The sequence below is a fragment of the Alistipes sp. Marseille-P2263 genome, assembly GCF_018101075.1.
Classification (GTDB): Bacteria; Bacteroidota; Bacteroidia; order Bacteroidales; family Rikenellaceae; genus Alistipes; species Alistipes dispar.
This window is the reverse complement of sequence record NZ_JAGQEJ010000006.1, coordinates 182561-209553: the sequence shown is the minus strand read 5'-3', so window position 1 is coordinate 209553 and position 26993 is coordinate 182561. Positions and strand designations below refer to the sequence as shown.

The window sequence follows — 26993 nt, the reverse complement described above, 5'->3', positions numbered from 1 at the left end:
AGTGCCTTTAGATCTTCTCCAGCTCCACGGTGAAGTGGCGCAGGATGGGCGCTTCGAAGGAGATACGGTAGCCGGTCGTGATCGTGTGGCACCGCTCGTAGATGTTGCGGCAGGCGGCGGCGATCACGCGGATGTGGTTGTCGGTGTATACGCGGCGCGGAATGGCCAGCCGCAGCAGTTCGAGCGCGGGGTAACGGTTCTCGTGCGTCTCGGGGTCGCGGTCGGCGAGGATCGAGCCGATCTCCACGCCGCGGATGCCTGCTTCGAGGTAGAGCTCTACGGCCAGCGTCTGGGCGATGAACTGCTCCTTCGGCAGGTTGGGCAGCACCCGTTTCGCATCGACGAAGATGGCGTGGCCGCCGGCCGGCCGCTGGTACGGCACGCCGTACTCGTCGAGCAGGTCGCCCAGCAGCTTCACCTGCCGGATGCGGGCGTCGAGCTGTCCGAACTCCGTGTTTTCGTCCAGTCCCACGGCCAGCGCGTCCATGTCGCGGCCCGACATGCCGCCGTAGGTGACATAGCCTTCGAACATGATGCAGAAGGACATGGCCTTGCGGAACAGCTCCTCGGAACGCATCGCCACGAAGCCTCCCATGTTCACCACGCCGTCCTTCTTGGCCGAAATGGTCATGATGTCGGCGTATTGGTAAATTTCGCGCACGATCTCCTTGATCGACTTGTCGGCGTAGCCCTCCTCGCGGGTCTTGATGAAGTAGGCGTTCTCGGCGAAGCGGGCCGAGTCGATGAGCAGGGGCACGCCGTAACGGCGGCACACCTCGGCCGTCTCGCGGATGTTGCGCATCGACACGGGCTGTCCTCCGGCCGTGTTGTTGGTGATCGTCAGCACGACGCACGGAACCTTCTCGCGGGGATTCTCGCGCAGCACCTTTTCGAGCTTGGCGGTGTCCATCTCGCCCTTGAAGGGGATTTCGAGCTGCGTGTCGGCCGCGGCGTCGATCGTGCAGTCCACGGCGTGACAGCGGCGGTATTCGATATGTCCCTTCGTGGTGTCGAAATGGGAGTTGCCCGGCACGATGTCGCCCTCGCGGAGCAGCGCCGAGAAGATGACGTTCTCCGCCGCGCGGCCCTGATGCGTGGGCAGGAAGTGGGGCATGCCGAACAGCCGTTCGATCGTCTCCCGGAGCCGGAAGTAGGAGGAGGCTCCGGCGTAGCTCTCGTCGCCGGTCATCAAGGCGGCCCACTGGCGGTCCGACATCGAGCCGGTTCCCGAATCGGTCAGCAGGTCGATCGTCACCTGGTCCGAACGCAGCTTGAAGAGGTTGTAGTGCGCCTGGCGAATCCACGTCTCGCGCTCGGCGCGGGTCGAGGTCCGGATCGCCTCGGTCATCTTGATCCTGTAAGGTTCGCAATAGGGTAGTTCCATATCGGAAAGTTTTTTAGGTTATGGATTTGTGGTTTTACCCTCAAAAATACGAAAAATTTTCGAAAAAACGCCTGTCGCGGCTTTTAATTCGTTGCCGTCCCGCGGTTCCGCTTCGGATCGCCGGGCATCCCCGGTTTCGCCCCTGCGCCGGGTCGCCGTCCCGTTCTGCCGTGTCGCCCCGCCGCGCCGGTCCTCCGCGCTGCCGGGCCGAACGCGTTCCGGGACGCTCCGGAAACGGCCCGGCGATCGTTCGGTATGGGGGTGGGCGATCCGGGGGCGGAACGTCCGTTTCCCGCGGTTTTGCCGGGTTTTCGGCGGATCGCGGCGGCGTCCGGAATCCCCCGGAGAATCTATTTTTTGGCCCCGTGTTGTTTTTTTTCGCCGAAAAACCGTATCTTCGCGGCGCGGAATCGTCATTCGCAGGATGTTGCTCAGAATTCAATATGCGCTGTTCGTGCTGCTCTTCGTGCTGTTGAGCGCCGTCGTGCCCGCCTCCGATGGGATGCGGGTGCGGGACGAGGCATGCGCCACGCTGTGCGAACAGCACGTGGTTCCCGTTCCGGCGCCCGTCCGCTTCTGCTTCGCCACGGTCTGCTCCCTTCCGGACATGGCCGGGCTGCCCGATGCGGCCGGCGGATCGAAGTCTCCTGTGCGGATTCCCGCCGATGTCCGTCCGTCGGCCTGTGTGGCCGCCGCTTTCGGAACCCCGGTTGCCCTGCACGGCCCGGAGGTCCGTTTCCGCACGGTGGATTACTACGTCTTCTCGCTGGGGCATATTCTGATATAGCCCCGCCGACTGCGGCCCGTCCGGCGGGCCTGCCGGCTCCCGCGCACGGGAGCGCCGCGGACCTCTTCCGGGGTCCGTCCGTACTACGGATAATTCTGTAAATTGGATTCGATATGTACTTCACGTTGTTGGTGGTCGTCATTCTTACGGCCATAGCGTTGGTGGCGGTGGCGCTGGGTATCGCCCGCGGCATCTCCCCCCGCTCGTACAACTCGCAGAAGGGCGAGGCGTACGAATGCGGCATCCCCACGCGCGGAAAGTCGTGGATGCAGTTTAAGGTGGGCTACTACCTGTTCGCCATCCTGTTCCTGATGTTCGACGTCGAGACGGTGTTCCTCTTCTCGTGGGCCGTGGTCGTGCAGGAGCTGGGCATGTACGGACTGGTGAGCATCCTCTTCTTCCTGTTGATACTGGTTTTGGGCCTGGCGTACGCCTGGCGGAAAGGAGCGTTGGAATGGAAATAAAGATGCCGGAAATCAAGTCGATGAAATACGAGGATTTCAACGACAACGAATACCTCGAGAAGATGGCGCGCGAGCTGCGTGAGAACGGCACGAACGTCGTCGTGGGGTGTCTGGACAACCTGATCGAGTGGGGGCGGAGCAACAGCCTCTGGCCGCTGACGTTCGCCACGAGCTGCTGCGGCATCGAGTTCATGGCCGTGGGCGCCGCGCGCTACGATTTCGCCCGGTTCGGGTTCGAAGTGGCCCGCGCCTCCCCGCGTCAGGCCGACTTCATCATGGTCGCCGGGACGATCACCCACAAGATGGCCCCGGTGCTCCGGCGGCTCTACGACCAGATGGCCGACCCGAAGTACGTGATCGCCGTGGGCGGCTGCGCCATCAGCGGCGGGCCGTTCAAGAAGTCGTATCACGTGGTGCAGGGCGTCGGCGAGATTCTGCCCGTGGACGTCTATATTCCGGGCTGTCCGCCGCGTCCCGAGGCGATGCTCTACGGATTGATGCAGCTCCAGCGCAAGGTGCGCCTGCAACGCTTCTTCGGCGGCGTGAACCGCCAGATCAGCGAGAAGGAGTACGAGGAGCTGCTCCGGCGCGACCTCACGGCCGAAAAGAACGAGTTGAACGTGGAAGAAGGAGGAAAACGATGAATACGACCCTGAAAGATAAGATTACGGCCTGGGAGCCCGCGGCCGTATGGAGCGAGGCGGGCGACGGCCTGTTCACCGTCCCGGCGGATCGGCTGCACGCCCTCGCGGCCCGGCTGAAGGAGGAGGGGTTCGACTTCCTGCGCAGCCTGACGGGCATGGACTGGGGCGAGGAGGGCCTCGGGACGGTTTACCACCTCGAAGCCACGCGCACGGGCGCGAACGTCGTGCTGCGGACGCTGACGGCGGACAGGGAGAACCCCGCGCTGCCGACGGTCTGCGATCTGTGGAAGGCCGCGGAGTTCAACGAGCGCGAGGCGTTCGACTACTTCGGCATCCGTTTCGTGAACCACCCCGACATGCGCCGTCTCTACCTGCGCGACGACTGGGTGGGCCACCCGCTGCGCAAGGACTACGACCCGGCGCTCAACCCGCTGCGGATGAGCAACGAGGTGGCCGAGGATACGGCCGAAAGTTTCGAGCTGACGCACGACGGAAGTTTCATCCGCCACCGCAAGCCGATTTTCGAGGAGGACGAGTACGTGATAAATATCGGTCCCCAGCACCCGGCGACGCACGGCGTGCTGCGTTTCCGCGTCGCGCTCGAAGGCGAGATCATCCGCAAGCTCGACGTGCACTGCGGCTACATCCATCGCGGCATCGAGAAGATGTGCGAGAGCCTGACCTATCCCCAGACGCTCGCCCTCACGGACCGACTCGACTACCTCGGGGCCTCGCAGAACCGCCATGCGCTCTGCATGTGCATCGAGCGGGCGATGGGCGTCGAGGTGCCGGAGCGCGTGCAGTATATCCGGACGATCATGGACGAGTTGCAGCGCATCGACTCGCACCTGCTCTTCTTCTCGTGCCTCTGCATGGACATGGGCGCCCTGACGGCCTTTTTCTACGGATTCCGCGACCGCGAGAAGGTGCTCGACATCCTGGAGCAGACCACGGGCGGCCGTCTGATCCAGACCTACAACACCATCGGCGGCGTGCAGGCCGACATCCATCCCGACTTCGTGCGCAAGGTCAAGGAGCTGATCGCCTACCTGCGGCCCACGCTGCGCGAGTACCACGAGGTCTTCACGGGCAACGTCATCGCCCGGCAGCGGCTGGAGGGTACGGGCGTGCTTTCGCGCGAGGACGCCGTGTCGTTCGGCGCGACGGGCGGCACGGGCCGCGCCTCGGGCTGGGCCTGCGACGTGCGCAAGCGCCATCCCTATGCCATGTACGGCAAGGTGGACTTCGAGGAGGTGCTCTTCACCGAGGGCGACTGCTTCGCCCGCTACATGGTCCGCATGCGGGAGATCGAGCAGAGCATGCGCATCATCGAGCAGCTCATCGACAACATTCCCCAGGGGGAGTTCCGGCTGAAGATGAAGCCCGTGATCCGCATTCCCGAGGGCAGCTACTACACGGCCGTCGAGGGGAGCCGCGGCGAATTCGGCGTCTTCATCGAGAGCCGCGGCGACAAGTCTCCCTACCGCATGAAGTTCCGTTCGACGGGGCTGCCGCTCGTGTCGTGCATGGAGACCGTCGCGCGGGGAGCGAAGATCGCCGACCTGATCGCCATAGGCGGTACGGTCGATTACGTCGTTCCGGACATTGACCGTTAAACGCAAAAATCCGAAAGTATGTTTGATTTCAGCGTAATAACAAGTTGGATCCACGGGCTGCTGACCTCGTTCCTGCCCCTCGGGGTGGCGACGTTCGTCGAGTGCGTGGCCATCGGCGGGTGTCTGCTGCTGATGTACACCGTGATCGCCATTCTGATGATCTTCATGGAACGCAAGGTCTGCGCGGCGTTCCAGTGCCGGCTGGGCCCCGTGCGCGTCGGCCCGTGGGGCACGTTGCAGGTGATCGGCGACGTCTTCAAGATGCTCACCAAGGAGATCATCACCATCCGCCATGCGGACCGGTTCCTCTACAACCTCGCGCCCTATATCGTCATCCTGGCTTCGCTGCTGGCCTTCGCCTGCCTGCCGGTGAACAGGGGGCTGGAGGTGCTCGACTTCAACGTGGGCGTCTTCTTCATGATGGCCGCCTCGTCGATCGGCGTGGTGGGCATCCTGCTGGCCGGATGGAGTTCGAACAACAAGTATTCGCTCATCGGCGCCATGCGGAGCGGCGCGCAGATGATCTCCTACGAGCTGTCGATCAGTCTCTCGATCCTCACGATCGTGGTGCTGACCGACACGATGCAGTTCTCGGAGATCGTCGAGCGGCAGGCCGACGGCTGGTTCCTGTTCAAGGGCCACCTTCCGGCCTTCGTGGCCTTCGTGATCTACCTGATCGCCGGCAACGCCGAGGTGAACCGCGGTCCGTTCGACCTCCCGGAGGCCGAGTCGGAGCTCACGGCGGGTTACCATACCGAATATTCGGGCATGCACTTCGGTCTGTTCTACGTGGCCGAGTTCGTCAATCTGTTCATCATCTCGGGCGTGGCGGCGACGATCTTCCTCGGCGGCTGGATGCCGCTGCACATTCCGGGCTGGGAGGGCTTCAACGCCGTGATGGACTGCATTCCGGGATTCCTCTGGTTCTTCGGCAAGGCCTTCTTCGTGGTCTGGCTGCTCATGTGGATCAAGTGGACCTTCCCGCGCCTGCGGATCGACCAGATCCTGACGCTCGAGTGGAAATACCTCGTGCCGATCGGTCTGGTGAACCTGCTGCTCATGGTCGTAGTCGTCGTATTCAAACTGCATTTCTAACTATGTCGAATTATATCAAAGGACTTTTTCACGGGCTGGGGACGCTGCTCACGGGCATGAAGGTGACCGGGCGGGAGTTCTTCACGCCCAAGGTGACGGAACAGTACCCCGAGAACCGGGCGACGCTGAAGATGTACGACCGCTTCTGCGGCGAACTCTCGATGCCGCACGACGCCGAGGGGAAGAACCGCTGCATCGCCTGCGGGCTCTGCCAGACGGCATGCCCCAACGGCACGATCCGCCTGACGACCGAAAACGTCGTAGATCCCGAGACGGGGCGTCCGAAGCGGCGGCTGGTGCGTTACGAGTACGACCTGGGGTCGTGCATGTTCTGCCATCTGTGCGTGAACGCCTGCCCGCACGACGCCATCCGCTTCTCGACCGGATTCGAACACGCGGTCTATACGCGCGAAAAGCTGGTCAAGGTCCTCAATAAACAGTAAGTCATGGAGATAACACTCGAAACGATCGTCTTCGCCGCGCTGGCGCTCTTTACGACGGTGAGCGCCGTGCTGGCCGTCACGACGCGGCGTATCCTGCGTGCGGCGACCTACCTGCTGTTCGTGCTCTTCGGCACGGCGGGCATCTATTTCCAGCTCAACTACTCGTTCCTCGGAGCCGTGCAGTTGCTCATCTACGCGGGCGGCATCACGGTGCTCTACGTCTTCTCGATCCTGCTCACGTCGAGCGAGGGCGACAAGGCCGAACGCCTGAAGGGCTACAAGCTCTTCGCCGGACTGGCGGCGACGCTGGCCGGGCTGGGCGTCTGCCTCTATGTCACGCTCCGGCACGACTTCCCGCCGTCGCACTTCGAACACGGCGAGCTGGCCGTGCGGACGATCGGCCACGCGCTGATGGGCGGCGAAAAGTACGGCTACGTCCTGCCGTTCGAGGTGATCAGCATCCTGCTGCTGGCCTGCATCGTCGGCGGCATCCTGATCGCGCGCAAACGTTAAAAAACAGAGAGCCTTATGATACACATGGAGTACTACCTCGTCGTTTCCACGATCATGATGTTCGTGGGAATCTACGGCTTCGTCACGCGCCGCAACCTGCTGGCGATGCTCATATCGGTCGAGCTGATTCTCAACTCGGTGGATATCAATTTCGTCGTCTTCAACCGCTTCCTCTTTCCCGGCCAGCTCGAAGGCTTCTTCTTCGCGCTGTTCGCCATCGGGGTCAGCGCGGCCGAGACGGCCGTGGCCATCGCCATCATCATCAACATCTACCGCAATATCCGCAACATTCAGGTCCGGAACCTGCGCGAGATGAAGTGGTAACGTAAAACAGACGCTTTTATGGAATATACGATTCTCCTGCTCGTCCTGCCGTTCGTGAGCTTCCTCGTGCTGGGCATCGCCGGCATGAAGCTCCGTCCCGCGGTGGCGGGAGCCGTCGGTACGGCCGTCCTGGCCGTCGTGACGGCGGTGAGCTACTTCGCGGCCTGGGAATACTTCTTCGGCATCGGCCGCGACGCTGCGGGGCTCTATCCGACCCTCGTGCCGTGGAATACGGTCTGGCTGCCGATTTCCGATGCGCTGCATATCGACCTGGGCATTCTGCTCGACCCGATTTCGGTGATGATGCTCGTCGTCATCTCGACCGTCTCGCTCATGGTCCACATCTACTCGCTGGGCTACATGAAGGGCGAACGGGGCTTCCAGCGCTACTACGCCTTCCTGTCGCTCTTCACGATGAGCATGACGGGACTGGTCGTGGCGACCAACATTTTCCAGATGTACCTCTTCTGGGAGCTGGTGGGTGTCAGCTCCTACCTGCTCATCGGCTTCTACTACACGAAGCGGGAGGCGGTGGCCGCCTCGAAGAAGGCCTTCATCGTCACGCGCTTCGCCGATCTGGGCTTCCTCGTCGGCATCCTCTTCTACGGCTACTATGCCGGGACGTTCTCCTTCACGCCCGATGCGAAGCTGCTCGCCGCCGCCGGAGGGATGATCCCGCTGGCGTTGGGACTGATGTTCGTCGGCGGCGCGGGCAAGAGCGCCATGTTCCCGCTGCATATCTGGCTGCCCGACGCGATGGAGGGTCCCACGCCCGTGTCGGCGCTGATCCACGCCGCGACGATGGTCGTGGCGGGCGTCTATCTCGTGGCGCGCATGTTCCCGCTCTTCGTCGGCTATGCGCCCGAGGTGCTGCACTGGACGGCCTACGTCGGGGCCTTCACGGCGCTTTACGCCGCCGCGGTGGCCTGCGTGCAGAGCGATATCAAGCGTGTGCTGGCGTTCAGCACCATTTCGCAGATCGGCTTCATGATCGTCTCGCTCGGGGTTTCGACCTCGGCCGATCCCCATGCGGGAGGGTTGGGCTACATGGCCTCGATGTTCCACCTCTTCACGCACGCCATGTTCAAGGCGCTGCTCTTCCTCGGGGCGGGCTGCATCATCCACGCCGTGCACTCGAACGAGATGTCGGCCATGGGCGGACTGCGGCGCCACATGCCCGTGACCCACGCGACGTTCCTCGTGGCCTGTCTGGCCATCGCGGGCATCTGGCCGCTGAGCGGCTTTTTCTCCAAGGACGAGATCCTCTCGGCCGCCTTCGCCTTCAGCCCCGTGATGGGATGGACGATGACCTTCATCGCGGGCCTCACTGCGTTCTACATGTTCCGGCTCTACTACAATATCTTCTGGGGCCGCGAAAACCGCACGCCGCACGACGGACATGCGCCGCACGAGGCGCCCGCGACGATGACTCTGCCGCTGGTGTTCCTCGCGCTGGTGACCTTGGGGGCGGGATGGATTCCCTTCGGGGAGTTCGTTTCGAGCGACGGGGCGGCCTACGCGATCCGTCTCGACTGGTCGGTGGCCGGCGTGAGCCTCTGCGTCGCCGCGGCGGGCATCGCGCTCGCCACGTGGATGTACGCCCGTCCCGCGCAGCCCGTGGCCGACCGGCTGGCCGCGCGTTTCGGCGCCCTGCACCGTGCGGCCTACCATAGGTTCTATATCGACGAGGTGTACCAGTTCGTCACGCACCGCGTGATCTTCGCCTGCATTTCGACGCCGATCGCCTGGTTCGACCGTCATGTCGTGGACGGCTTCATGAACCTGTTGGCCACGGCCACGAACGGTGCGGCCCGTGCCGTCCGCGAGATGCAGAGCGGCAGCGTGCAGCGCTACTGCATCTGGATGCTGGGCGGTGCGCTGGGGCTCGTGATCCTTGTTTTCATCATCTGTTAATCCGACGCTGTTATGAATATGTTATCCCTGTTCCCCCTCATCCCGCTTCTGATGATGCTGGGGCTTTGGATTTCGAAATCGACGCGGCAGATCCGCGCCGTGATGGTCGCGGGATCGTCGCTGCTGCTGGTGCTGGCCGTCGTGCTGGTCTTCCGCTTCCTGGGGCTGCGCGAGGCGGGCGAGACGGCGGCGATGCTCCTGACGGACAGCCACGTGTGGTATGAGCCGCTGAACATTCACTACGCCGTGGGCGTGGACGGCATTTCGGTGGCGATGCTGCTCCTGTCGGCCGTCATCGTCTTCACCGGGACGTTCGCCTCGTGGCGGATGGACCGCGACGTCAAGGAGTATTTCCTCTGGTTCTGCCTGCTGAGCGTCGGCGTCTTCGGGTTCTTCGTCTCGGTGGACCTCTTCACGATGTTCCTCTTCTACGAGGTGGCGCTCATCCCGATGTACCTGCTGATCGGTGTCTGGGGCAGCGGCCGCAAGGAGTATTCGGCCATGAAGCTGACGCTGATGCTCATGGGCGGCTCGGCCTTCCTGCTGATCGGCATACTGGGCATCTATTTCGGTTCGGGTGCCCAGACGATGAACGTCGTGGAGATCGCCCGGCTGCACAACATACCCCTCTCCGAGCAGCTCGTCTGGTTCCCGCTCGTCTTCGTGGGCTTCGGCGTGCTGGGGGCCCTGTTTCCCTTCCACACCTGGAGCCCCGACGGCCACGCCTCGGCCCCGACGGCCGTGTCGATGCTCCACGCCGGGGTGCTGATGAAGCTCGGCGGATACGGCTGTTTCCGCGTGGCGATGTACCTGCTGCCCGAGGCGGCGCACGAGCTGAGCTGGATATTCATCGTCCTGACGACGATTTCGGTGGTTTACGGCGCCCTTTCGGCCTGCGTGCAGACCGACCTCAAGTATATCAACGCCTACTCTTCGGTGTCGCACTGCGGACTGGTGCTCTTCGCCATCCTGATGATGAACGAGACGGCCGCCACGGGCGCCGTGCTACAGATGCTGAGCCACGGTCTGATGACGGCGCTCTTCTTCGCGCTGATCGGCATGATCTACGGAAGGACGCATACGCGCGACATCCGCCAGTTGGGCGGTCTGATGAAGATCATGCCCTTTCTGGCGGTGGGCTATGTGATCGCCGGCCTGGCGAACCTCGGCCTTCCGGGGCTGAGCGGCTTCGTGGCCGAGATGACGATCTTCAACGGCGCGTTCATGCATGCCGATACGTTCCACCGCGTGGCGACGATCGTCGCCTGCACGTCGATCGTCATCACGGCGGTTTACATCCTGCGCGTGGTGGGCAGGATCCTCTACGGGACGTGCGACAATCCCGAACACCTCGCGCTGACCGACGCCACGTGGGACGAGCGCTTCGCGGTCGTCTGCCTCATCGTGGCCGTGGCCGGCATGGGACTGGCTCCGCTCTGGGTGAGCGATCTGGTCCGGGGCGGCGTCGGGACGGTTATCACTCACCTAATGAATTGAGCGAAGTATGAATTACACGAATCTGTTTTCCTGCATGCAGGCCGAAGTGACGCTCGTGGGGGTGATCGTCCTGCTCTTTCTGTTCGACCTGTTCGCCGGGGAGCGGGCGCGCCGCCGTTTTTCGGCCGTGGCCTGCGGCCTGCTGCTCGTGCAGTTGCTGGTCAATATCCTGCCGCACGGCGAGGGCGAGCTGTTCGGCGGCATGTTCCGTTATGAGCCGATGCACGGCATCGTCAAAAGCATCCTTACGGTCGGCACGCTGCTGGTCTGCCTCCAGGCGGACCGCTGGCTGCGGCGCGACGATACGCGCCACAAGCAGGGGGAGTTCTACCTGCTGACGCTTTCGACGCTGCTCGGCATGTTCTTCATGATCGGCGCGGGCAATTTCCTGATGTTCTTCCTCGGGCTGGAACTGGCGTCGGTTCCGACGGCCTGTCTGGTGGCGTTCGACAAGTACCGCGGCCATTCGGCCGAGGCCGGAGCCAAATACATCCTCTGCGCGCTGTTCGCCAGCGGATTGATGCTCTACGGCATCTCGCTCTTGTACGGCGCCGTCGGCACGCTCTATTTCGACGACGTGGCGCAGCGGCTCTCCGGTTCGCCGCTCGAGGTCATGGCGCTGGTCTTCTTCTTCGCGGGGCTGGCCTTCAAGATTTCGCTCGTGCCCTTCCATCTCTGGACGGCCGACACTTACGAGGGCGCTCCGACGGCCGTGACGGCCTACCTCTCGGTCATTTCGAAAGGTGCGGCGGCGTTCGTGCTGCTGACCGTGCTGGTGAAGGTTTTCGCCCCGATGACCGCCGTGTGGCAGACGATGCTCTACGTCGTGACGGTGCTGAGCATCACGGTGGCGAACCTCTTCGCCATCCGGCAGAGGAACCTCAAGCGGTTCCTGGCCTTCTCGTCGATCTCGCAGGCCGGATACATCATGCTCTCCGTGATCGGGGGCAGCGCCTTCGGCATGACCTCGCTCGTGTTCTACGTGCTGGTCTATCTGGCGGCGAACCTCACGGCGTTCGGCGTCATCGCCTCCGTCGAGCAGCATAGCGGCCGCGTGGGGCTGGAGGATTACAACGGGTTCTATCGGACCAATCCCCGCCTGACGCTGGCGATGACGCTGGCGCTTTTTTCGCTGGCGGGCATTCCCCCGTTCGCGGGCTTCTTCTCGAAGTTCTTCGTCTTCGCGGCGGCCTTCCGGGGCGGTTTTCATCTGCTGGTGTTCATCGCTTTGGTCAATACGGTCGTTTCGCTTTACTACTACCTGCTGGTGGTCAAGGCGATGTATATTACGCCTTCCGATGCGCCGATCGCGGCCTTCCGCAGCGACCGCGGCACGCGGATCAGTCTCGTGTGCTGTCTGGCCGGCGTGTTGCTGCTGGGCGTAGTGAGCGCGGTCTATGACGGCATCAATCTCTACGCCTACGGGCTTTGACCTGCGGGCGGATTTCGCGGCGGCGCGGATCGACTCCGCGCCGCCGTCGTTTTCCGGAGGGCGGCGGATCCGGACGGACGCGCCGCCGCAAATTTCGGCCTGTCGTTCGTAATTCCGGCGAATTGCCTTATCTTTGCACCCGCAATGACGAAATCACGATTTACGGGGCGCATGGACCCCTCCCCGATTAACTCCGCCGAGCGGAGGCGCACCGGCCGGATCATGTTGGCCGGGGTGCTTTTCACGCTGCTGTTCGCCCTGCTCTGCCGGGGCTTCTACCATCCCGACGAACATTTCCAGATTCTCGAGTACGCCCGCCTGAAGCTTTTCGGCGCGGAGACGACGGATTACATGCCGTGGGAGTATCACGCCATGATGCGGCCGGGCATACAACCCTTTATCGCCTGGGCGCTGGGACGCCTGCTGCTCGCCGCGGGACTATATACGCCTTTCGCGCTGGTGGCGCTGTTGCAGTTGCTGAGCGCGGCCCTCTCGTCGGCCGTGCTGATCGTCCTGTTCCGCACGGTGCACGGAGAACTGGGCACGGAGTGCCGCCGGAGGTGGTTCCTGTTTACGGGTTTCTTCCTCTGGTGCATGGCCTACCTGCACGTGCATTTCACGGCGGAGCTGTTCGCGGGTAACCTGCTCGTCCTGCTCGCGGCGCTCACGCTGCGCAGCCGGCAGGCGGCCCGGGAGCGCGAGTTCCGGTGGGGGGCGGCGCTGGGTCTGGTCGCGGGGCTGACGTTCGCGGTGCGTTATCAGGCGGGCTTCGCACTGGCCGGGTACGGGATCTGGCTGCTGATCTACGACCGCCGTCGGAGGCTCTTCGCCGGAATGGTTCCGGGCGTCTGTCTCGCGCTGGCCGCGGGACTCTGCGCCGATTACTGGCTCTACGGCGAGTGGACGCTCGTGCCGCTCAACTACCTGCGCGAGAATATCCTGAACTCCCACATGGACGAATTCGGCGTGTCGCCGTGGTGGTACTACTTCACGGAGGCGTTCTCCGAAGGCGGTTACGTCACGGGGGCTGTGCTGCTCGCGGCGACGGTGTGGTTCTTCGTCCGGCGGCCGCGGCACGTCGTGACGTGGATGCTGCTGCCGTTCCTGTTCGTGCATTTCCTGCTGGGACACAAAGAACTGCGCTTCTTTTTCCCGGCGCTCTTCTTCGCGCCTTATTTCCTCGTGCTCTTCGCCGGGGCGTTCCCGCAGCGGATTTTCGCCGGGCGGGCCTGGCGCTGGACGGTGGGTGCGGCCGCTGCGGCGAATCTCTGCGCCTGCGTCTATGCCGTCGCCACGGGACGCGAAGATATGGCCTTCCACCGCATGATGAGAGACTATTGCCGCGGCGGGGCCGCGGTCGTGGCGCTGGACGTGACCGGCGACTGGAACCTCTATTCCTACCTGCAACTGGTCAAGAAACGCTGCATGGTGGATGCCCGGTTCTACATGCCGCAGAATCTCACCCTGCGGCACACGGATTCGCCGGAGCAGCTCGAACGGACGGCACGCGAGCTGGCGGCGGCCGGCGAACGGGTCGTCGTGCTTTCGGGGGATCCGGCGCTGGCGGAGAAGTCGGCGTTGCCGCTTCGGAAACTTTGGTGGAACCCTTATCCCGGCTGGATACGCCGCTGGTTCAACTTCAACGACTGGACCCGTTTCCCGGTGCAGAACAAGAACGTCTATGAGGTGCGCCTGCCTGCCGCGGAGCGGCCGGACGGGACGGTCCGCTCCGCTCCGGAGGGTTCCGGTGCGGCCGGATAGTCCGGAAACGGTCCGGACCGAAACGGATTCACCCCTGCTGCGAACCGGATCGCGGCAGGGGTGAAGCGTTTTTCCGGAGACGGAACGAGCGACGCGCCGGAAGGTTACAGGTGCTCCAGCGTGTAGTCGATCATCTTCTGCCGGACGTTCCGCGTGTCGTCTGGCATCATCGAGTGGTTCTGGTCCGGATAGACCATCATGTCGTACTGCTTGCCGGCACGGTTGAGTGCGCGGGCCATCTCGACGGTGTTCTGGAAATGCACGTTGTCGTCGGCCGTGCCGTGGATGAGCAGCAGGCGGGTCTTCGTGTCGTCGAGCATCCGGGCGAAGTTGATCGGCGAGTTGTCGTCGTAGCCTGCGGCGTTGTACTGCGGCAGGTTGTTGTAGATTTCGGTGTAGATCGTGTCGTAGTAGCGCCACGAGGTGACGGGGGCCACGGCGATGGCCATCCTGAACAGCCCGTGCCCTTTCAGGGCGCAGCTCGCGGCCATGAATCCGCCGTAGGACCAGCCGTAGATGCCGATGCGTGCGGGGTCCACCCACGGCTGCGAAGCCATGTAGCGGGCCGTCGAGAGCTGGTCCTCGACCTCCAGCGCCCCGAGGCGTCCGTAGGTCTGCTTCTTGAACCGCTCGCCCCGGAAACCCGTGCCGCGGCCGTCGGCGCATACCACGATGTAGCCCTTGTCGGCGAGCGCGTCCTCCCAGTCGAGCGACCAGCGGTCGGCGACCTGCTGCGACCCGGGGCCCGAATACTGCGTCAGCAGCACGGGGTAGCGTTTCGAGGGGTCGAAGCCGCGCGGTTTGACGATGTAGGCGTTGAGCGTGTCGCCGCGTTCGGTCGTGAAGGTGAAGAACTCCTTCACGGGACGTCCCGAGGCGGCCAGCTCCTCGCGCAGCCTGCGGCTGTCGCAGAGCGTGCGGACCGTATTGCCCTCGGCGTCGCACACCTCCACGCGGTTGGGCGTCGAGGCGTTCGAGAAGGTCGAGATGCAGTATTTCATACCCCGGCTCGGTGCGATCGAGTAGTAGCCTTCGCCCTGCGTGAGGCGGCGCTTGTCCTTGCCGTCGAGCCGCACGCTGTAGAGGTTGCGGCGCAGGGGCGAGGTCTCGGTGGAGAGATACCACACCCGTTTGCCGTCCGTGCCGACCACGGCGGTCACCTCCCACGCCCCTTTGGTCACCTGCGCGAGGAAACCCCGGCGGATGCTGTAAAGGTAGAGGTGCATGTAGCCCGTGTGGCTCTCCTGCCGCACGAGAAAGCGGTCCTTGTCCACGAAGGTCACCGTGCCGTCGTCCACGCGCTCGACATACTGCTGCGCGCGCTCCTCGTAGATGACGCGCTGGCCGCCGTGAGGCTCGCACAGCACCATTTCGAAGGTGTTCTGGCGGCGGTTGAGGCGGTAGAACCACAGCCGTCCGTCGGGCGTGTAGCCGATGCGGGGAATGTATTGGTCGGTCTCTCCGCCCGTGTCGATGCGGTGTTTCCTGCCCGTCGCGAGGTCGGCGACCCAGAGCTGGACGGCGGAGTTCTTCTCCCCGGCCTTGGGGTATTTGAACGAGTAGGCCTCGTTGTAGAGCTTGCCGTCGAAGCGCATCATCTCCATCAGCGGCACTTCCGATTCGTCGAAGCGCAGGAAGGCCAACTGCCCTCCGTCGGGCGAGAAGGCGTAGGCGCGCGTCGTGCCGAACTCCTCCTCGTAGACCCAGTCCGTCGTGCCGTTGATGACTGCGTTCCACGCCCCGTCGTCGGTGATGCGTCGCGTTTTGCCCGTAGCGATGTCCCAGACGTAGAGGTCGTTGCGGTCGGAGTAGGCGATCTTCCGCCCGTCGGGCGAAAAGGAGGCGTCGCGCGGCGCTTCGGCCTCCTGAAGAACCGGCCGTATGCGGCCGTCGGCGAGCAGGTGGTACTGCGTCGTGTAGGAGTGGCGGTAGATCGGCGTGCGGCCCGAGGCGATCAGGATCATCCGCTCGTCGGGCGAGAAGGCGTAGTCGGAAATCGCGAGGTTCGGCGCGGGCGAGGGGAGCAGCGATACGCCTTCGGAGGCCGTGGCGTAGGCATAGCGCCGGATGTCGTTGTTCTCGAGCGTGGTGTAGTGTTCGCCGTCGGCCATCGAGCGGATGCCCTGCACGCGCTCGTTCATCGCCTGAAGACGTGCGATTTCGTCGTATTCGCCCCGGGCGGAGAGCGAGCCGGCGCTGAGGGCCGCGAGGGCCAGAAGGGTGAGAGTCTTGTTGTTCAAAGCGGATGAAAGATAAGGTTGTGTCAAATGTCCTCGACGTCGAAATCGTAGCCGAGGCGTTTGCCCGTCACGAATTTCGAGTTGTCCATCTTGGTGTTGAACTGGTCCACCGTGACGCGCTTGTTACCCTCGTAGGGGGGCATCAGCAGGTCGAATTCGAGCGAGAAGGCGATGGCCGATTCGAGTACCGGGATCAGCGCTTCGCGGTCGATCTCGTCGCGTCCGAAATCCATGGCCCGCAGCGAGGTCTGCCGTTTGCCCTCGACGAAGTAGCGGCGCTCGCGGTTGATGAAGATGCGCCCGATGAGGTAGCCTTCGTCGGCGTTGCGGTTGAACTTGAACGAGTCGGAGAGGAAGTTGTAGATGTTGATGACGCCGCAGTAGGAATTTTCGCGGTCGGCCTGCACGTAGGGCGTCTGCCAGACGAGGTGGTTGGCGTCGAACTCGAAGACGTCGGTGTGCATCTGGAAGATCAGCAGGTCGTTGGCCACCTGCAACTGGGCCTCGAACTTGCCGCGGTCGCGGTATTCGATCCGCACGCGGCGGTCGAGTTTGCCGTCCAGTTCGTCGTCCATCTCCGAGGCCATTTCCAGCAGGGTGTCCTTCAGCAGGTTGAATGCCCAGAAGGTGTTGTCGAAGACCTTCTGCTTGAGGGTCGATTTGCGGACGATCGTATCGAGGATCCGTCGCCGCAGGGGGATTGTTTCCATTTTTCGGTTCGAACGTATGTGTGTTTACTTGATGCGTATCTGCCGGTTTTTTTCGAGCTTCTCGCCCCGCTTGAGGCGGTTGAGCTTCTCGACCGAACGCGTGCGGATGCCGTAGGACTGTCCTATGGAGTAGGCCGTCTCGCCGTCGCGGCAGATGTGGTGCTGGGCGTTGCCCTCCCAGCGCTTCTTCTTGCGCTCGATGTAAACCGTCTCGCCCGGCAGGGGCTGCGCCTTCTTGTCCTTCAGGTCGTTGAAGCGGCGCAGGTTGCGCGGCGAGATGCGGAACTTGCGGCCGATGTTCTCGAACGTGTCGTCCGCCTTGGCCAGCACGTAGTGCACGCCGTTGGTCGCATAGACGTTGTAGCCCTCGTGGGCGTTGATCGTCACGCGGTAGTTGTCCGGATCCACGGCCGACGTTTCGGCGGGACGCTCCAGGCTGCTCTGCGACGAGAACCACTCCTCGGGGTCGCGCGAAAGTCCGTACCGCTGGGCGTAGAGCCTCTCGCCGTCGGGCCGGTCGAGCAGGTAGAGCTGGCTCTCCTCGATGATCCGCACGAGCCGCTGCGCGTAGTCGGGGGCCGTGGCGTACCCCGCGGCCTTCAGTCCGCGCGCCCAACTGCGGTAATCGTCCGAGGCGTAGGCGAAGAGCGAGTCGTAGCGGGGCTGCGAGTCGAGAAATTCGGCGTGGTCGAAGTAGGAGGCTTCGACCGAAGGGTAGGCGCGGAAGCACTCCCCTTTGGCGTCGTCGTCGTGATAGACCTTTCCGCCCCGCCAGTTGCTCTTGCACTTGATGCCGAAGTGGTTGTTCGAGCGGAGCGACAGCAGGCTGTTGCCGCAGTCCGATTCGAGAATGCCCTGGGCCATGGTGATGCTCGCCGGGATGCCGTAGCGTTCCATCTGCTCCACGGCGATATGTTTGTAGCGGTCGATGTACTCTTCGCGCGTCTGGCGCACCTGCGCCCGCAGCAGACCGGGCAGGCAGAAGAGCAGGATTCCCGCGAGGAATATTGCTTTTCTGGAAATATTCATTAACTTTGTTTAATCTTTTCGGACAAAGATAGGATTTTCCGCTGAAAATAGCAACATAAAATAAAGACTGCGAACCATGTTTACCGAAAACGCCAACCGGATTTTCGACCGGGCCATCGGGGAGTACCACCGCTGGGACGACGTGGACCGTCCGATCGAGAATCCCTTCGAGCAGGGTACGATCGACCGTCTGCTTTACCACAAGAACTGGATAGACACGGTGCAGTGGCATCTCGAGGACATCATCCGCGACCCGCAGATCGACCCTGCGGCGGCGCTCGGGATCAAGCGCCGCATCGACCGCTCGAATCAGGAGCGGACGGATATGGTCGAGTATATCGACTCCTACCTGATGGACAAATACCGGGACGTCCGTCCCGCGGCCGATGCGCGGCTCAACACCGAGACGCCTGCCTGGGCCATCGACCGGCTGTCGATCCTGGCGCTGAAGATCTACCACATGGAGCGCGAGACGGAGCGCGGGGACGACGCCCACCGCGACGCCTGCCGCCGGAAGCTGGCCGTGCTGCTCGAACAGCGGGCGGACCTGTCGCGGGCCATCGAGGAGCTGATCGAGGACATCGAGGCGGGCCGCAAGTACATGAAGACCTACAAACAGATGAAAATGTATAACGACCCGGCATTGAATCCAGTGCTCTATGCCCGGAAAAAATAGACAAACGCCGCCCCGTCACCTGCTGGTGTTCCGAACTTCGGCGATGGGCGACGTGGCGATGCTGGCGCATGCCGTCCGGGCGCTGAAGTCGGCTTATCCCGCGTTGCGGGTCACGGTGGCCACGCAGGCGATCTTCCGTCCCTTTTTCGCCGGACTGGAGGTCGGATTCCTGACCGTGGCCGTCAAGGGGCCCCACCACTCCCTCTACGGCATGTGGCGGCTGGCCGCCACGGCCAAGCGGCTGGGGGTGGACGCCGTGGCCGACGTGCACGGCACGCTGCGGTCGAAGACCTTCGGGCTGGCGATGCGGCTGCGGGGCGTCCGCGTGGCGGACATCCGGAAGGGCCGCGACGAGAAACGCGAGTTCATCCGCTGCGGAGGCCGCGGCGCCGAACCCGTGCGTCACACCGTACTGCGCTATTGCGACGTCTTCCGGCAGCTCGGATTCGAATTCGCCGATCCCGGGCCGGCGGCGCCCGCCGTGCGGCCCAATCCGTTCGGTCCCAAACAGGGCGTCTGGGTCGGATTCGCCCCCTTCTCGGCCCAGCAGGGCAAGACCTATCCCGAAGCTCCTGCGCGCGAGGTCGTGCGGCTGCTGGCCGGACGTTACGACCGGGTTTTCGTACATGGCGGCGGGGGCGTCGAGGCGGGATTCGCCCAGGAGATGGAACGCATGTATCCCAATGTGACGGCCGTGTACGGCAAGGTGCGTCTGGCGGGGGAGATGGACCTCATTTCGCATCTGGACTGCGTGGTGTCGATGGATTCGCTGGTCATGCACCTCGCCTCGCTCGTGGCCACGCCCGTGGTTTCGGTGTGGGGGGCCACCCATCCCGGGCTGGGATTCCTGGGCTACGGCTGCTCCGCGGAGCATGCCGTGCAGGCCGACATGGCATGCCGCCCCTGTTCGGTCTTCGGCAACCGGCCGTGCCGGTACGGCGATTTCAGGTGTATCGCCTCGGTGGCGCCCGAACGGATCGTGGACGAGGTCGCACGGCTGCTCGGCCGGTAAAGGAACGAATGCCATGCGGGTCCGGATCGAAGAGAGTTGGCGGCGGCGTTTGCAGCCGGAGTTCGACAAACCCTATTTCGCCCGTCTGGCTGAGTTCGTGCGGGAGGAGTACCGCACGCAGCGGGTCTGTCCCGTGAACCGGGACCTGTTCCGTGTCTTCGACCTCTGCCCGTTCGACCGCGTGCGGGTGGTGATTCTCGGGCAGGACCCCTATCCCGATCCCCGCTTTTATTACGGCATCTGTTTCTCCGTGCCCGACGGCCTGCCCGTTCCGGGCTCGTTGCAGAACATCTTCCGGGAGATTCACGACGACACGGGGCGGCCCGTCCCTGCGTCGGGACGCCTCGAGCGGTGGGTCGTTCAGGGCGTGCTGCCGATGAACTCGATCCTGACCGTGCGTGCTTTCCGGAGCGGTTCGCACCGCGACCGCGGCTGGGAGACGTTCACCGATGCGGTGATCCGACGCCTGAATGACGAGCGCGAGCACCTGGTCTTCATGCTTTGGGGATCGTACGCCCAGCGGAAGGGGGCGATCATCGACCCCTCGCGTCATCTGGTGCTCTCGGCCGCGCACCCTTCGCCGCGTTCGGCCGACCGGGGATTCTTCGGATGCCGTCATTTCAGCCGGGCGAACGACTATCTGCGACAACACGGAATCCCCGAAATCGAGTGGTGATTCCGGGGATCATTCCTTTTCTTCCGTTTCTTTCGGTGCAGACCTTTTTTCTCGGCGTCCCGGGGGCCCGTGGCGTCTTGGGGTTTCTGAGGTGTCCTCGGGTTTCCGCGGCGTTCCGGGCAATGCCCGGTTACCGTCTCGCCGGGCTGTCCCGGGCGACGGTTACCGGCGGAATACGACGATTCCGTTCGGTACGGCGCGCTCGCCTTCGTGATCGAAGCGTTTGTTGTCGGTGGGGTGGTTCAGCACGCCCAGCCGCCGGGTCCAGAGCGACGAGGAGCCGCCGCCGTCGAGGTTCAGCGCTTCGGTGAGCCCCAGTTGCCGTGCGATGTAGGCCGTCTCGGCGATGGTCGCGCCCGCGGCCCGGCCGGGAAACCGGCCGTCGATGACGAGCAGCACCACGCTGCCGTCGGAACGGGTTCCGATGACCGATCGGGGGTGGCGGCCCGTGTAGAACGTGTCGTCGGTGTCGTAGATGAAGATTTCGCCTTCGTGCACCAGCATCGGTCCGGCTGCGAGCGCCGAGCGGTAACGTCGGGCGATGCGGGGGTAGTCGGCCGTGTCGCAGGGGAGGATTTCGACCCGGCGACCCTTGCGTCCCCGAACGGCGGCGACGCCGTTGGTGAGCGGCGAGGGTTTCATCGTCCCGCGGTTTCGGATCTCGCCGTCCGAGAGGACGAAGGTGATCGGTTCGGCGCTTTTCATGTGGAAGTAGCTGCCGTTGATGGCCATGTCGGCCCCGGCCTCCTCACCCAGCCGGCTCGTGGCCCGGGCCGCGCCTTCGGGTTGTACGACGAGCGTGGAGAATCCCCGCCGGGGGTAGATCGCCACGGAGAGGGTCTGCTGCGTGCCGAAGAGCTCCGTCTGCGTCCGGCGGGCGACGGCGCCGCCGCCCAGGTCGGTGGTCTGCCATTCGGCCTGCGCCAGGGCGGCCGAGTCGCGGGGCGTCTGGGCCGCCGCAGGCAGGGAGGCGAGGAGCAGCAGGGCTCCCGTCAGTTTTCTCAGAAGATTCGTCATGGCGTGTTTTCGTTCGGGTTCCGCGAATTTACGCAATTTAATCCGTTCGCCCAAGCTCCGGCCCGTGAAAAAGGCCGCCCTTCGGAAAGGACGGCCCTGGAGGACGGCGTGCGGGTCACTGCGCTTTGGTATAGACCGTGCCGGTTCCCTCGATCGAGAGGGTGTAACGGCCTGCGGCGTCCTTCGAGATGACGCCCGTTTCGGTGAACCCGATCGTCTGGCCGTTGCCGATGCTCTGTCCCTTGAGCAGGATCTTGCCGGCCTCGCCCTGCAACTCCCAGCCGGTGTAGATCAGCGTGGCCATGTTGATCGACTGTGCGCGGCCTTCGGTCTGCAACTCGACGCCCATGACCTTCGCAGGGGCGATCGGGTCCGGCACGGTCCAGCGGCCGACGGCTTCGGCATAGGTCCGGTCGGCCGAGATCTTGACGGCCTCGGGGTTTTTCTTCAGGTCGCCCGTGTACTCCACGATGGCCGGCGAACCGACGAGCAGCCCGTAGGCCTCGCTCTTGTCCGCTTCGGCGGTGGCGAAGGTGTAGGTCTGCTCCGAGGTGAGCGCCTGGAGGGTGACGGTGTTCATCGTCGCATCGGCGATGAAGCCCGCTACGCTTTCGGGCGCAGGGGCGGTGCAGGCGGCCAGACCGCAGAGGGCCAGTGCCGCGAAGGTGGTTTTGAGTGTTTTCATAATCGGATTAAATGGATTTTCCGGGACAAAGGTAGGAAATCGGTCGGGAATCCGCTTCTCCCGTTGTGTCAGTTTGTATGTGTCCGGGGTTTTCGGACGCTCCGGGACGTCAATCGAATCGGTTGTAGAGCACGACGGGGCGTTCGCGGCGCACGCTCATCGAGGGGAACCACATGTCGTCGGCCGTGAGCCCGCACCGTTCGACGGCTTCGAGGCAGTACTCCAGCCGGCCGAAGTCGGCATCGACGTTGTTGGTCCCGAACGTGAAGCGGATACCCCGTTCCCTGGCCCGGCGGATGATGTCGAAGCTCGGAATCCGGTAGCGTGCGTTGATCTCCAGCGCGATGTCGTACCGTTGCAGGACGTCCAGGACGCGGTCCACCCGTTCGTCGGTCCAGTACCGGTCGTAGTCGGGCTGCATGTCTTCGGGCAGGTACGTGGGATTGGCGTAGATGTCGGCCGGTTCGTTGGTGAGGATCAGTTCGGTCTGTGAGACCAGACGATCCATGTACTGCTCGCGCGTCACGCCGTCGTAGTGCACCTCTTCGGGGCGGTAGATGCGTGCGTTGCGTCCCTTGTGGTCGATGATGGTCATGGCGTCGGTGAACAGGTAGTCGAATACGCCGAGAGCCTCCTGCGAGAAGGTCGCCGTCCACCTGCGTCCCTCGCCCTGCACGCCGCGCAGGAAGGGCATCGCCCGCACTTCGTCGAAGTAGGCGTACACCTCCCCGTCGTCGGCCAGCATCCGCCCGACGCCGCCCTCCCCGGCGTTGGGGGCCACACCGTAGTTGATGCCGTAGTTCATCGACTTGGCGTGCGCCTGCTCCTTCGTCAGTCCGCCCTTCAGGTGCACGTGGTAGTCGATGACGGGAAAATCGCGTTGCTGGAGGCGGATCACGCCGTCCGTGAGCTCGTCCGCGGGCGGCAGCGTGTCGGCCTCGTTGCGGGCTCCGTCGCCGAGGCGCTCGACCTCGAGGCCGCGGAACGCGACCTCGCCCTGCAGGCCGCGCAGCGCGAAGGCGCCGTGGCCGAGCCGTTGGCGGGCGTGGGCTTCGGTGCGGTAGGGCTGTCCGGGCTCGGTGTAGCAGACGACTTCGGTGCTGTCGATGCGGACGACGATGTTGTTTCCGCGCACGGCGATCTCGAACCGGAACCACTCCCCGTCTTCGGCCAGCGAGCGGTAGAGGTTGCGGACCGAGGCGAGCGACCCGCTCTTGCGCGTGCCGTCGATGGCGCCGTTGCGGAAGAGCACGTCGTAGCCCGACTCGCCGTCGGTGTGGAAACGCAGCGCCGCTTCGGCGCCGGGCTGCGTGAGGGCCTCGCCCGTGAGGCGGAAGTTGCGGTAGTCGCCCTCCGAGAGGAGCGTTTCGCCCGCACGGACGGCGGGGGACGACGTGCGGAGCGTGCGCTCCCCGTCGTGCCACCTGTCGAGCGGCGCGGGGGAGTGGGCCGTGCGGCAGGCCGTGAAGAGGCCGAAGCCGCAGAGTGCGGCGGCGAGCCGGAGGAGGATGCGTTGTCCGGGGATCGGACGGGCGGATGGATTCATCTTGAAAACGGATTGCGGGTTTGTCATTCGGTCCGGGCGGTCTCTTTGCCGCGCAGGTATTCGTCGATGGCGCGGGCGGCGGCGCGTCCGGCCCCCATGGCCAGAATCACCGTGGCGGCGCCCGTCACGGCGTCGCCTCCGGCGAAGACGCCCGGGCGCGAGGTGGCGCCCTGCGCGTCGGCCTCGATGCAGCCCCGGCGGTCGGTGCGCAGCCCTTCGGTGGTGGAGGCGATCAGCGGGTTGGGCGACGTGCCGAGCGCCATCACGACCACGTCGCACGGGAGGTCGAACTCCGAGCCGGGTTTCGCCACGGGCGACCGGCGGCCGCTCTCGTCCGGCTCGCCCAGCTCCATTTCCACGCAGCGCAGGCCGCGGACCCAGCCCCGTTCGTCGGCGAGCACCTCCACGGGATTGGTGAGCATCCGGAAGCGGATGCCCTCCTCGCGGGCGTGGTGCACCTCCTCGGCGCGGGCCGGAAGCTCCTTCTCCGAACGGCGGTAAACGATCGTGGCCTCGGCTCCGAGCCGCCGGGCCGTGCGCACGGCGTCCATCGCCACGTTGCCGCCGCCCACGACCGCCACGCGGCGGCCGACATGGATCGGCGTGTCGTACCGTGCGTCGTAGGCGTGCATCAGGTTGGCGCGCGTCAGGAACTCGTTGGCCGAGACCACGCCGTTGAGGTTCTCGCCCGGGATGCCCATGAACCGGGGCAGTCCGGCGCCCGAGCCGATGAAGACCGCCTCGTAGCCCTCCTCGTCGAGCAGCGAATCGACGGTCACCGTGCGGCCCACCACGACGTCGGTCTCGATCTCCACGCCCAGCCGTTTCACCGCCTCGATCTCGCGCGCCACGATCCGCTCCTTCGGAAGGCGGAATTCGGGGATGCCATAGACGAGAACCCCGCCGACCTTGTGCAGGGCCTCGAAAATCTTCACTTCGTAGCCTGTCTTCGCCAGATCGCTCGCGCAGGCCAGCCCTGCGGGACCGCTGCCGATGACGGCGACCTTGTGCCCGTTGCGGGGAACGGCCGCTGCGGCGGCTCCGGAGGCGTTCTCCAGTTGCCAGTCGCCCACGAACCGTTCGAGCTTGCCGATCGCCACCGGTTCGCCTTTGACGCCGAGGACGCACGCCCCTTCGCACTGGGTCTCCTGCGGGCAGACGCGGCCGCAGACCGAAGGCAGCGAGCTGTCGCGGGCGATGATGCCGGCCGCCTCGGCGATACGCCCTTCGTGCAGTGCGGCGATGAAGTCGGGAATCGCGATCCCCACCGGACAGGCCTCGACGCAGCGGGGCTTGCGGCAGCGGAGGCAGCGCGACGCCTCGAGCAGCGCCTCCTGCCGGTCGTAGCCGTGGCAGACCTCTTCGAAATTCGCGGCCCGCACCTGCGGGTCCTGTTCGCGCACGGGTACGCGCGGTATTCTGTTCGCCATAGTCTCTTATTTGTCCAAACCGATTTTACATTGGTGTCCCGCCTCGCGTTCGGCCTCGATCGCCGCGGCGCGCTGCTCCTCGTTCCGGTACATGCCCTGACGGCGCATGGCCTCGTCGAAATCCACCTCGTGTCCGTCGAACTCCGGGCCTTCGACGCACGTGAAGCGCGTCCGTCCGCCCACCGTCACGCGGCAGGCGCCGCACATGCCCGTGCCGTCCACCATGAGGGTGTTGAGCGACACGGTGGTTTTCAGTCCGTATTTCTTCGTGGCCAGGGCGACGAACTTCATCATCGCCATCGGTCCGATGGCGATGCACTCGTCGTAGCGGCGGCCCTGTTCGCCGACGAGGCGTTCGAGGACCTGCGTGACCAGCCCCTTGTCGCCCTCCGAGCCGTCGTCGGTGGCGATATGGAGCTGCCCGGCCACGGCGCGCATGGGTTCCGTGTAGATGAGCATGCCGCGCGTCTTGGCGCCCACGATGACGTCGGCCGCGACGCCGCGTTCGTGCAGCCACTTCACCTGCGGATAGACCGGGGCTGCGCCGACGCCGCCGGCCACGAAGAGGAAGCGCTTGCGCCGCAGCTCCTCCGGAGGCGTCGAGACGAACTCCGAGGGGCGGCCCAGCGGTCCGGCGAAGTCGGCGAGCGCGTCGCCTTCGCCGAGGGCGCAGATTTTGCGCGTCGAGGCGCCGATGGCCTGGATGACCAGCGTGACGCTTCCCTCCGCCGCGTCGTAGTCCGAGATGGTGAGCGGGATGCGTTCGCCGCGTTCGTCCGCGCGGACGATGACGAACTGTCCGGGACGGGCCGAACGCGCGACGCGCGGCGCGAGAATTTTCATCAGCCAGATCTGTTCGGCCAAAGCGCGTTTTTCGAGAATGGGGTACATCGTTATCGTGTCGTTTCCGTTTGTGTGTCGTTTCTGCGGGGGCGGGGTGTCACTCTTCGATGACGGCCGTGGCCCGGATGCGCCGCATCGGCCGCAGGGGGTCGTTGGTCACCAGCAGCAGGAAGGAGCTTCTGGCGCCGTAGCCGTCCGCGGAGGGATCGAGACGCACCTCGATGCGGGCCGAACCGCCGGGCGGGACCGCAAGACCCGGTTCGAGCGGGGTGGAAAGCCCTTCGCCGCACTCCACGGCCCGGACGATCAGGTCGCCGCGGCCCGTGTTCGAGAGCGTCAGCGACTGCGAAGGGCGGGGACCGCCGTGTTTCACGGGGCCGAACTTCACCACGTTGGTCGATACCTCGCTCCGGGGTGCTTTCTCCTCGGGCATGTCGGAGGGGTTGTCCGCTCCGATGCCGTGCGCCACGATCGTCGTGCCGCGGCTGCGGCCGTCCACGAAAAGCTCCAGCGCGTCGCGCAGCGTGCCGTAACGGGGGGTGTCGGCCGGGACGAGATAGGAGATGTTGATCGCGCCGCGTGCACCCGGGGCGATCCGTTCGGGTGCGTCGATACGCAGCAGGCCGCTGCGTATCGCGGGATCGGGACGGAGCTCGAGACTTACCGTGCGGTCCGACGTGTTTACATAGCCCACGGACGACTGCATCCGGACGCCGGGATATATGTAAGTGAAGGCGCAGAGCGTCGTGTTCAGACGCAGTCCGCCGCCGGCATCGACCGGATAAAGCTCTTCGACGCTCTTCGCCCGCGGGACGACTTCGCCGCGGATCGTGAGCGTGGCGATGCGTTTGCGGTCGGAGGAGTAGATCCACAACTCCTTGTCGAAGGCTCCGGGGCGGTTCGTCGGATCGTAGCTCACGGTGATCTCCGTCCTGTCGCCGGGCAGGACCGGCCGCTTCGAGAAGCGGGGAACCGTGCAGCCGCACGTGGTCGTCACATCGAGAATCACCAGCGGCCGGTCGCCCCTGTTTACTCCCGTGAAGGTGTGCCGCACCGGCCCGTCGGCCTCGCGGACGGAGCCGAAGTCCCAGACGGCCGGTTCGAAGACCAGCTCCGGCCGTTCCTCCTGCGCTGCGACGCCCGTGGCGGCCAATGCGCAGACAATGAGCGTTATGATCGTTTTTCTGTTCATGTTTCTACGTTCGGTGTCCTTGCAAAGGTACATTTTTTGCGAAAAAAAAGAGCAATAATTTTG

The 26993-nt window shown here is 64.5% G+C and carries 25 protein-coding genes; 15 read left to right on the top strand and 10 right to left on the bottom strand.

The genetic code is table 11. From position 1 onward, the window contains the following. Nucleotides 1-7 precede the first annotated feature (7 nt). Nucleotides 8-1384 (bottom strand): tryptophanase, encoded by a 1377-nt coding sequence (locus KB554_RS09150; RefSeq protein ID WP_211035706.1) that lies wholly within the window; start codon nucleotides 1382-1384, stop codon nucleotides 8-10. A gap of 424 nt (nucleotides 1385-1808) precedes the next feature. Here KB554_RS09150 and KB554_RS09145 point away from each other — a divergent pair, with 424 nt between their 5' ends. The 12 genes from KB554_RS09145 to KB554_RS09090 all read left to right on the top strand — a co-directional run bounded on the left by KB554_RS09145 (nucleotide 1809) and on the right by KB554_RS09090 (nucleotide 13874). Continuing rightward, nucleotides 1809-2171, top strand: a complete 363-nt coding sequence (locus tag KB554_RS09145) for a hypothetical protein (RefSeq protein ID WP_211035704.1) — start codon at nucleotides 1809-1811, stop codon at nucleotides 2169-2171. Between the two features lie 113 nt (nucleotides 2172-2284). After that, nucleotides 2285-2635 carry an NADH-quinone oxidoreductase subunit A gene (locus tag KB554_RS09140; protein WP_141428921.1) on the top strand — a complete coding sequence of 117 codons (351 nt, stop codon included), beginning with the start codon at nucleotides 2285-2287 and terminating at the stop codon, nucleotides 2633-2635. Further along, a complete protein-coding gene (locus KB554_RS09135) occupies nucleotides 2626-3279 on the top strand; it encodes an NADH-quinone oxidoreductase subunit B (protein ID WP_141428923.1) in 654 nt (217 codons plus the stop codon). Before KB554_RS09140 ends, KB554_RS09135 begins: the two co-directional genes overlap by 10 nt. After that, complete coding sequence (locus tag KB554_RS09130) at nucleotides 3276-4895, top strand: NADH-quinone oxidoreductase subunit C (RefSeq protein ID WP_211035703.1); 1620 nt, start codon at nucleotides 3276-3278, stop codon at nucleotides 4893-4895. The genes KB554_RS09135 and KB554_RS09130 overlap by 4 nt, the downstream gene beginning before the upstream one ends. Before the next feature lie 18 nt (nucleotides 4896-4913). Then, nucleotides 4914-5990 (top strand): NADH-quinone oxidoreductase subunit NuoH, encoded by a 1077-nt coding sequence (nuoH, locus tag KB554_RS09125; RefSeq protein WP_141428927.1) that lies wholly within the window; start codon nucleotides 4914-4916, stop codon nucleotides 5988-5990. 2 nt (nucleotides 5991-5992) lie between these two features. Further along, nucleotides 5993-6433 (top strand): 4Fe-4S binding protein, encoded by a 441-nt coding sequence (locus KB554_RS09120; protein WP_211035702.1) that lies wholly within the window; start codon nucleotides 5993-5995, stop codon nucleotides 6431-6433. Nucleotides 6434-6436: 3 nt separating this feature from the next. Then, on the top strand, nucleotides 6437-6946 hold the full coding sequence (locus KB554_RS09115) for an NADH-quinone oxidoreductase subunit J (RefSeq protein WP_141428931.1): 510 nt from the start codon (nucleotides 6437-6439) through the stop codon (nucleotides 6944-6946). 15 nt (nucleotides 6947-6961) lie between these two features. Then, nucleotides 6962-7270: an NADH-quinone oxidoreductase subunit NuoK gene (gene nuoK, locus KB554_RS09110; protein ID WP_141428933.1), complete on the top strand. Its 309-nt coding sequence runs from the start codon at nucleotides 6962-6964 to the stop codon at nucleotides 7268-7270. Between the two features lie 18 nt (nucleotides 7271-7288). Then, nucleotides 7289-9184 (top strand): NADH-quinone oxidoreductase subunit L, encoded by a 1896-nt coding sequence (nuoL, locus tag KB554_RS09105; protein ID WP_211035701.1) that lies wholly within the window; start codon nucleotides 7289-7291, stop codon nucleotides 9182-9184. 12 nt (nucleotides 9185-9196) lie between these two features. Beyond that, nucleotides 9197-10681: an NADH-quinone oxidoreductase subunit M gene (locus tag KB554_RS09100; protein WP_211035700.1), complete on the top strand. Its 1485-nt coding sequence runs from the start codon at nucleotides 9197-9199 to the stop codon at nucleotides 10679-10681. Between the two features lie 7 nt (nucleotides 10682-10688). Continuing rightward, a complete protein-coding gene (locus tag KB554_RS09095; protein ID WP_141428938.1) occupies nucleotides 10689-12113 on the top strand; it encodes an NADH-quinone oxidoreductase subunit N in 1425 nt (474 codons plus the stop codon). Nucleotides 12114-12257: 144 nt separating this feature from the next. Then, a complete protein-coding gene (locus tag KB554_RS09090) occupies nucleotides 12258-13874 on the top strand; it encodes a hypothetical protein (RefSeq protein ID WP_211035699.1) in 1617 nt (538 codons plus the stop codon). A gap of 104 nt (nucleotides 13875-13978) precedes the next feature. On the opposite strand, the gene KB554_RS09085 is transcribed toward KB554_RS09090, so the two are convergent. The 3 genes from KB554_RS09085 to KB554_RS09075 all read right to left on the bottom strand — a co-directional run bounded on the left by KB554_RS09085 (nucleotide 13979) and on the right by KB554_RS09075 (nucleotide 17853). Then, complete coding sequence (locus KB554_RS09085) at nucleotides 13979-16015, bottom strand: S9 family peptidase (protein ID WP_232522963.1); 2037 nt, start codon at nucleotides 16013-16015, stop codon at nucleotides 13979-13981. Between the two features lie 122 nt (nucleotides 16016-16137). Beyond that, entirely contained in the window at nucleotides 16138-16824 is a 687-nt protein-coding gene (locus KB554_RS09080) for a hypothetical protein (protein WP_141428944.1), read from the bottom strand. A gap of 24 nt (nucleotides 16825-16848) precedes the next feature. Then, nucleotides 16849-17853 (bottom strand): glucosaminidase domain-containing protein, encoded by a 1005-nt coding sequence (locus KB554_RS09075; protein WP_141428946.1) that lies wholly within the window; start codon nucleotides 17851-17853, stop codon nucleotides 16849-16851. A 76-nt stretch (nucleotides 17854-17929) separates the two neighbouring features. Here KB554_RS09075 and KB554_RS09070 point away from each other — a divergent pair, with 76 nt between their 5' ends. Genes KB554_RS09070 through ung form a run of 3 tightly spaced genes read left to right on the top strand, consistent with a single transcriptional unit; the run spans nucleotide 17930 to nucleotide 20217 of the window. After that, complete coding sequence (locus tag KB554_RS09070) at nucleotides 17930-18529, top strand: DUF4254 domain-containing protein (protein ID WP_211035698.1); 600 nt, start codon at nucleotides 17930-17932, stop codon at nucleotides 18527-18529. Then, nucleotides 18513-19541, top strand: coding sequence for a glycosyltransferase family 9 protein (locus tag KB554_RS09065; RefSeq protein WP_211035697.1), 1029 nt, complete (start codon nucleotides 18513-18515; stop codon nucleotides 19539-19541). The genes KB554_RS09070 and KB554_RS09065 overlap by 17 nt, the downstream gene beginning before the upstream one ends. A 13-nt stretch (nucleotides 19542-19554) precedes the next feature. Further along, nucleotides 19555-20217, top strand: coding sequence for a uracil-DNA glycosylase (ung, locus tag KB554_RS09060; RefSeq protein WP_141428952.1), 663 nt, complete (start codon nucleotides 19555-19557; stop codon nucleotides 20215-20217). A 162-nt stretch (nucleotides 20218-20379) separates the two neighbouring features. Here the strand turns inward: ung and KB554_RS09055 are convergent, their stop codons facing one another. From KB554_RS09055 to KB554_RS09030, 6 genes are all read right to left on the bottom strand, one after another. Further along, nucleotides 20380-21234: a phosphodiester glycosidase family protein gene (locus KB554_RS09055; protein ID WP_211035696.1), complete on the bottom strand. Its 855-nt coding sequence runs from the start codon at nucleotides 21232-21234 to the stop codon at nucleotides 20380-20382. A 115-nt stretch (nucleotides 21235-21349) separates the two neighbouring features. Further along, nucleotides 21350-21919 carry a lipocalin family protein gene (locus tag KB554_RS09050; protein WP_211035695.1) on the bottom strand — a complete coding sequence of 190 codons (570 nt, stop codon included), beginning with the start codon at nucleotides 21917-21919 and terminating at the stop codon, nucleotides 21350-21352. A 109-nt stretch (nucleotides 21920-22028) separates the two neighbouring features. Continuing rightward, nucleotides 22029-23465, bottom strand: coding sequence for a family 16 glycoside hydrolase (locus tag KB554_RS09045; protein WP_211035693.1), 1437 nt, complete (start codon nucleotides 23463-23465; stop codon nucleotides 22029-22031). Between the two features lie 23 nt (nucleotides 23466-23488). Next, nucleotides 23489-24895, bottom strand: coding sequence for an NADPH-dependent glutamate synthase (gene gltA, locus KB554_RS09040; protein ID WP_141428960.1), 1407 nt, complete (start codon nucleotides 24893-24895; stop codon nucleotides 23489-23491). Nucleotides 24896-24901: 6 nt separating this feature from the next. Further along, on the bottom strand, nucleotides 24902-25786 hold the full coding sequence (locus KB554_RS09035) for a sulfide/dihydroorotate dehydrogenase-like FAD/NAD-binding protein (protein ID WP_141428962.1): 885 nt from the start codon (nucleotides 25784-25786) through the stop codon (nucleotides 24902-24904). Between the two features lie 49 nt (nucleotides 25787-25835). Further along, nucleotides 25836-26930, bottom strand: coding sequence for a DUF1573 domain-containing protein (locus tag KB554_RS09030; RefSeq protein ID WP_211035691.1), 1095 nt, complete (start codon nucleotides 26928-26930; stop codon nucleotides 25836-25838). Nucleotides 26931-26993: the final 63 nt, after the last annotated feature.

Bases quoted from the DNA above. Each gene is read 5' to 3' on its own strand.
- KB554_RS09115 (WP_141428931.1), top strand. From the start codon at position 6,437: ATGGAGATAACACTCGAAACGATCGTCTTCGCCGCGCTGGCGCTCTTT.
- KB554_RS09095 (WP_141428938.1), top strand. From the start codon at position 10,689: ATGAATTACACGAATCTGTTTTCCTGCATGCAGGCCGAAGTGACGCTC.
- KB554_RS09070 (WP_211035698.1), top strand. From the start codon at position 17,930: ATGTTTACCGAAAACGCCAACCGGATTTTCGACCGGGCCATCGGGGAG.
- KB554_RS09050 (WP_211035695.1), bottom strand. From the start codon at position 21,919: ATGAAAACACTCAAAACCACCTTCGCGGCACTGGCCCTCTGCGGTCTG.
- KB554_RS09120 (WP_211035702.1), top strand. From the start codon at position 5,993: ATGTCGAATTATATCAAAGGACTTTTTCACGGGCTGGGGACGCTGCTC.
- nuoH (WP_141428927.1), top strand. From the start codon at position 4,914: ATGTTTGATTTCAGCGTAATAACAAGTTGGATCCACGGGCTGCTGACC.
- KB554_RS09100 (WP_211035700.1), top strand. From the start codon at position 9,197: ATGAATATGTTATCCCTGTTCCCCCTCATCCCGCTTCTGATGATGCTG.
- KB554_RS09045 (WP_211035693.1), bottom strand. From the start codon at position 23,465: ATGAATCCATCCGCCCGTCCGATCCCCGGACAACGCATCCTCCTCCGG.
- ung (WP_141428952.1), top strand. From the start codon at position 19,555: ATGCGGGTCCGGATCGAAGAGAGTTGGCGGCGGCGTTTGCAGCCGGAG.
- KB554_RS09080 (WP_141428944.1), bottom strand. From the start codon at position 16,824: ATGGAAACAATCCCCCTGCGGCGACGGATCCTCGATACGATCGTCCGC.
- KB554_RS09140 (WP_141428921.1), top strand. From the start codon at position 2,285: ATGTACTTCACGTTGTTGGTGGTCGTCATTCTTACGGCCATAGCGTTG.
- KB554_RS09035 (WP_141428962.1), bottom strand. From the start codon at position 25,786: ATGTACCCCATTCTCGAAAAACGCGCTTTGGCCGAACAGATCTGGCTG.
- KB554_RS09075 (WP_141428946.1), bottom strand. From the start codon at position 17,853: ATGAATATTTCCAGAAAAGCAATATTCCTCGCGGGAATCCTGCTCTTC.
- KB554_RS09150 (WP_211035706.1), bottom strand. From the start codon at position 1,384: ATGGAACTACCCTATTGCGAACCTTACAGGATCAAGATGACCGAGGCG.
- KB554_RS09090 (WP_211035699.1), top strand. From the start codon at position 12,258: ATGACGAAATCACGATTTACGGGGCGCATGGACCCCTCCCCGATTAAC.
- KB554_RS09085 (WP_232522963.1), bottom strand. From the start codon at position 16,015: ATGAACGAGCGCGTGCAGGGCATCCGCTCGATGGCCGACGGCGAACAC.
- KB554_RS09055 (WP_211035696.1), bottom strand. From the start codon at position 21,234: ATGACGAATCTTCTGAGAAAACTGACGGGAGCCCTGCTGCTCCTCGCC.
- KB554_RS09130 (WP_211035703.1), top strand. From the start codon at position 3,276: ATGAATACGACCCTGAAAGATAAGATTACGGCCTGGGAGCCCGCGGCC.
- KB554_RS09135 (WP_141428923.1), top strand. From the start codon at position 2,626: ATGGAAATAAAGATGCCGGAAATCAAGTCGATGAAATACGAGGATTTC.
- KB554_RS09065 (WP_211035697.1), top strand. From the start codon at position 18,513: ATGCCCGGAAAAAATAGACAAACGCCGCCCCGTCACCTGCTGGTGTTC.
- KB554_RS09030 (WP_211035691.1), bottom strand. From the start codon at position 26,930: ATGAACAGAAAAACGATCATAACGCTCATTGTCTGCGCATTGGCCGCC.
- nuoK (WP_141428933.1), top strand. From the start codon at position 6,962: ATGATACACATGGAGTACTACCTCGTCGTTTCCACGATCATGATGTTC.
- nuoL (WP_211035701.1), top strand. From the start codon at position 7,289: ATGGAATATACGATTCTCCTGCTCGTCCTGCCGTTCGTGAGCTTCCTC.
- KB554_RS09145 (WP_211035704.1), top strand. From the start codon at position 1,809: ATGTTGCTCAGAATTCAATATGCGCTGTTCGTGCTGCTCTTCGTGCTG.
- gltA (WP_141428960.1), bottom strand. From the start codon at position 24,895: ATGGCGAACAGAATACCGCGCGTACCCGTGCGCGAACAGGACCCGCAG.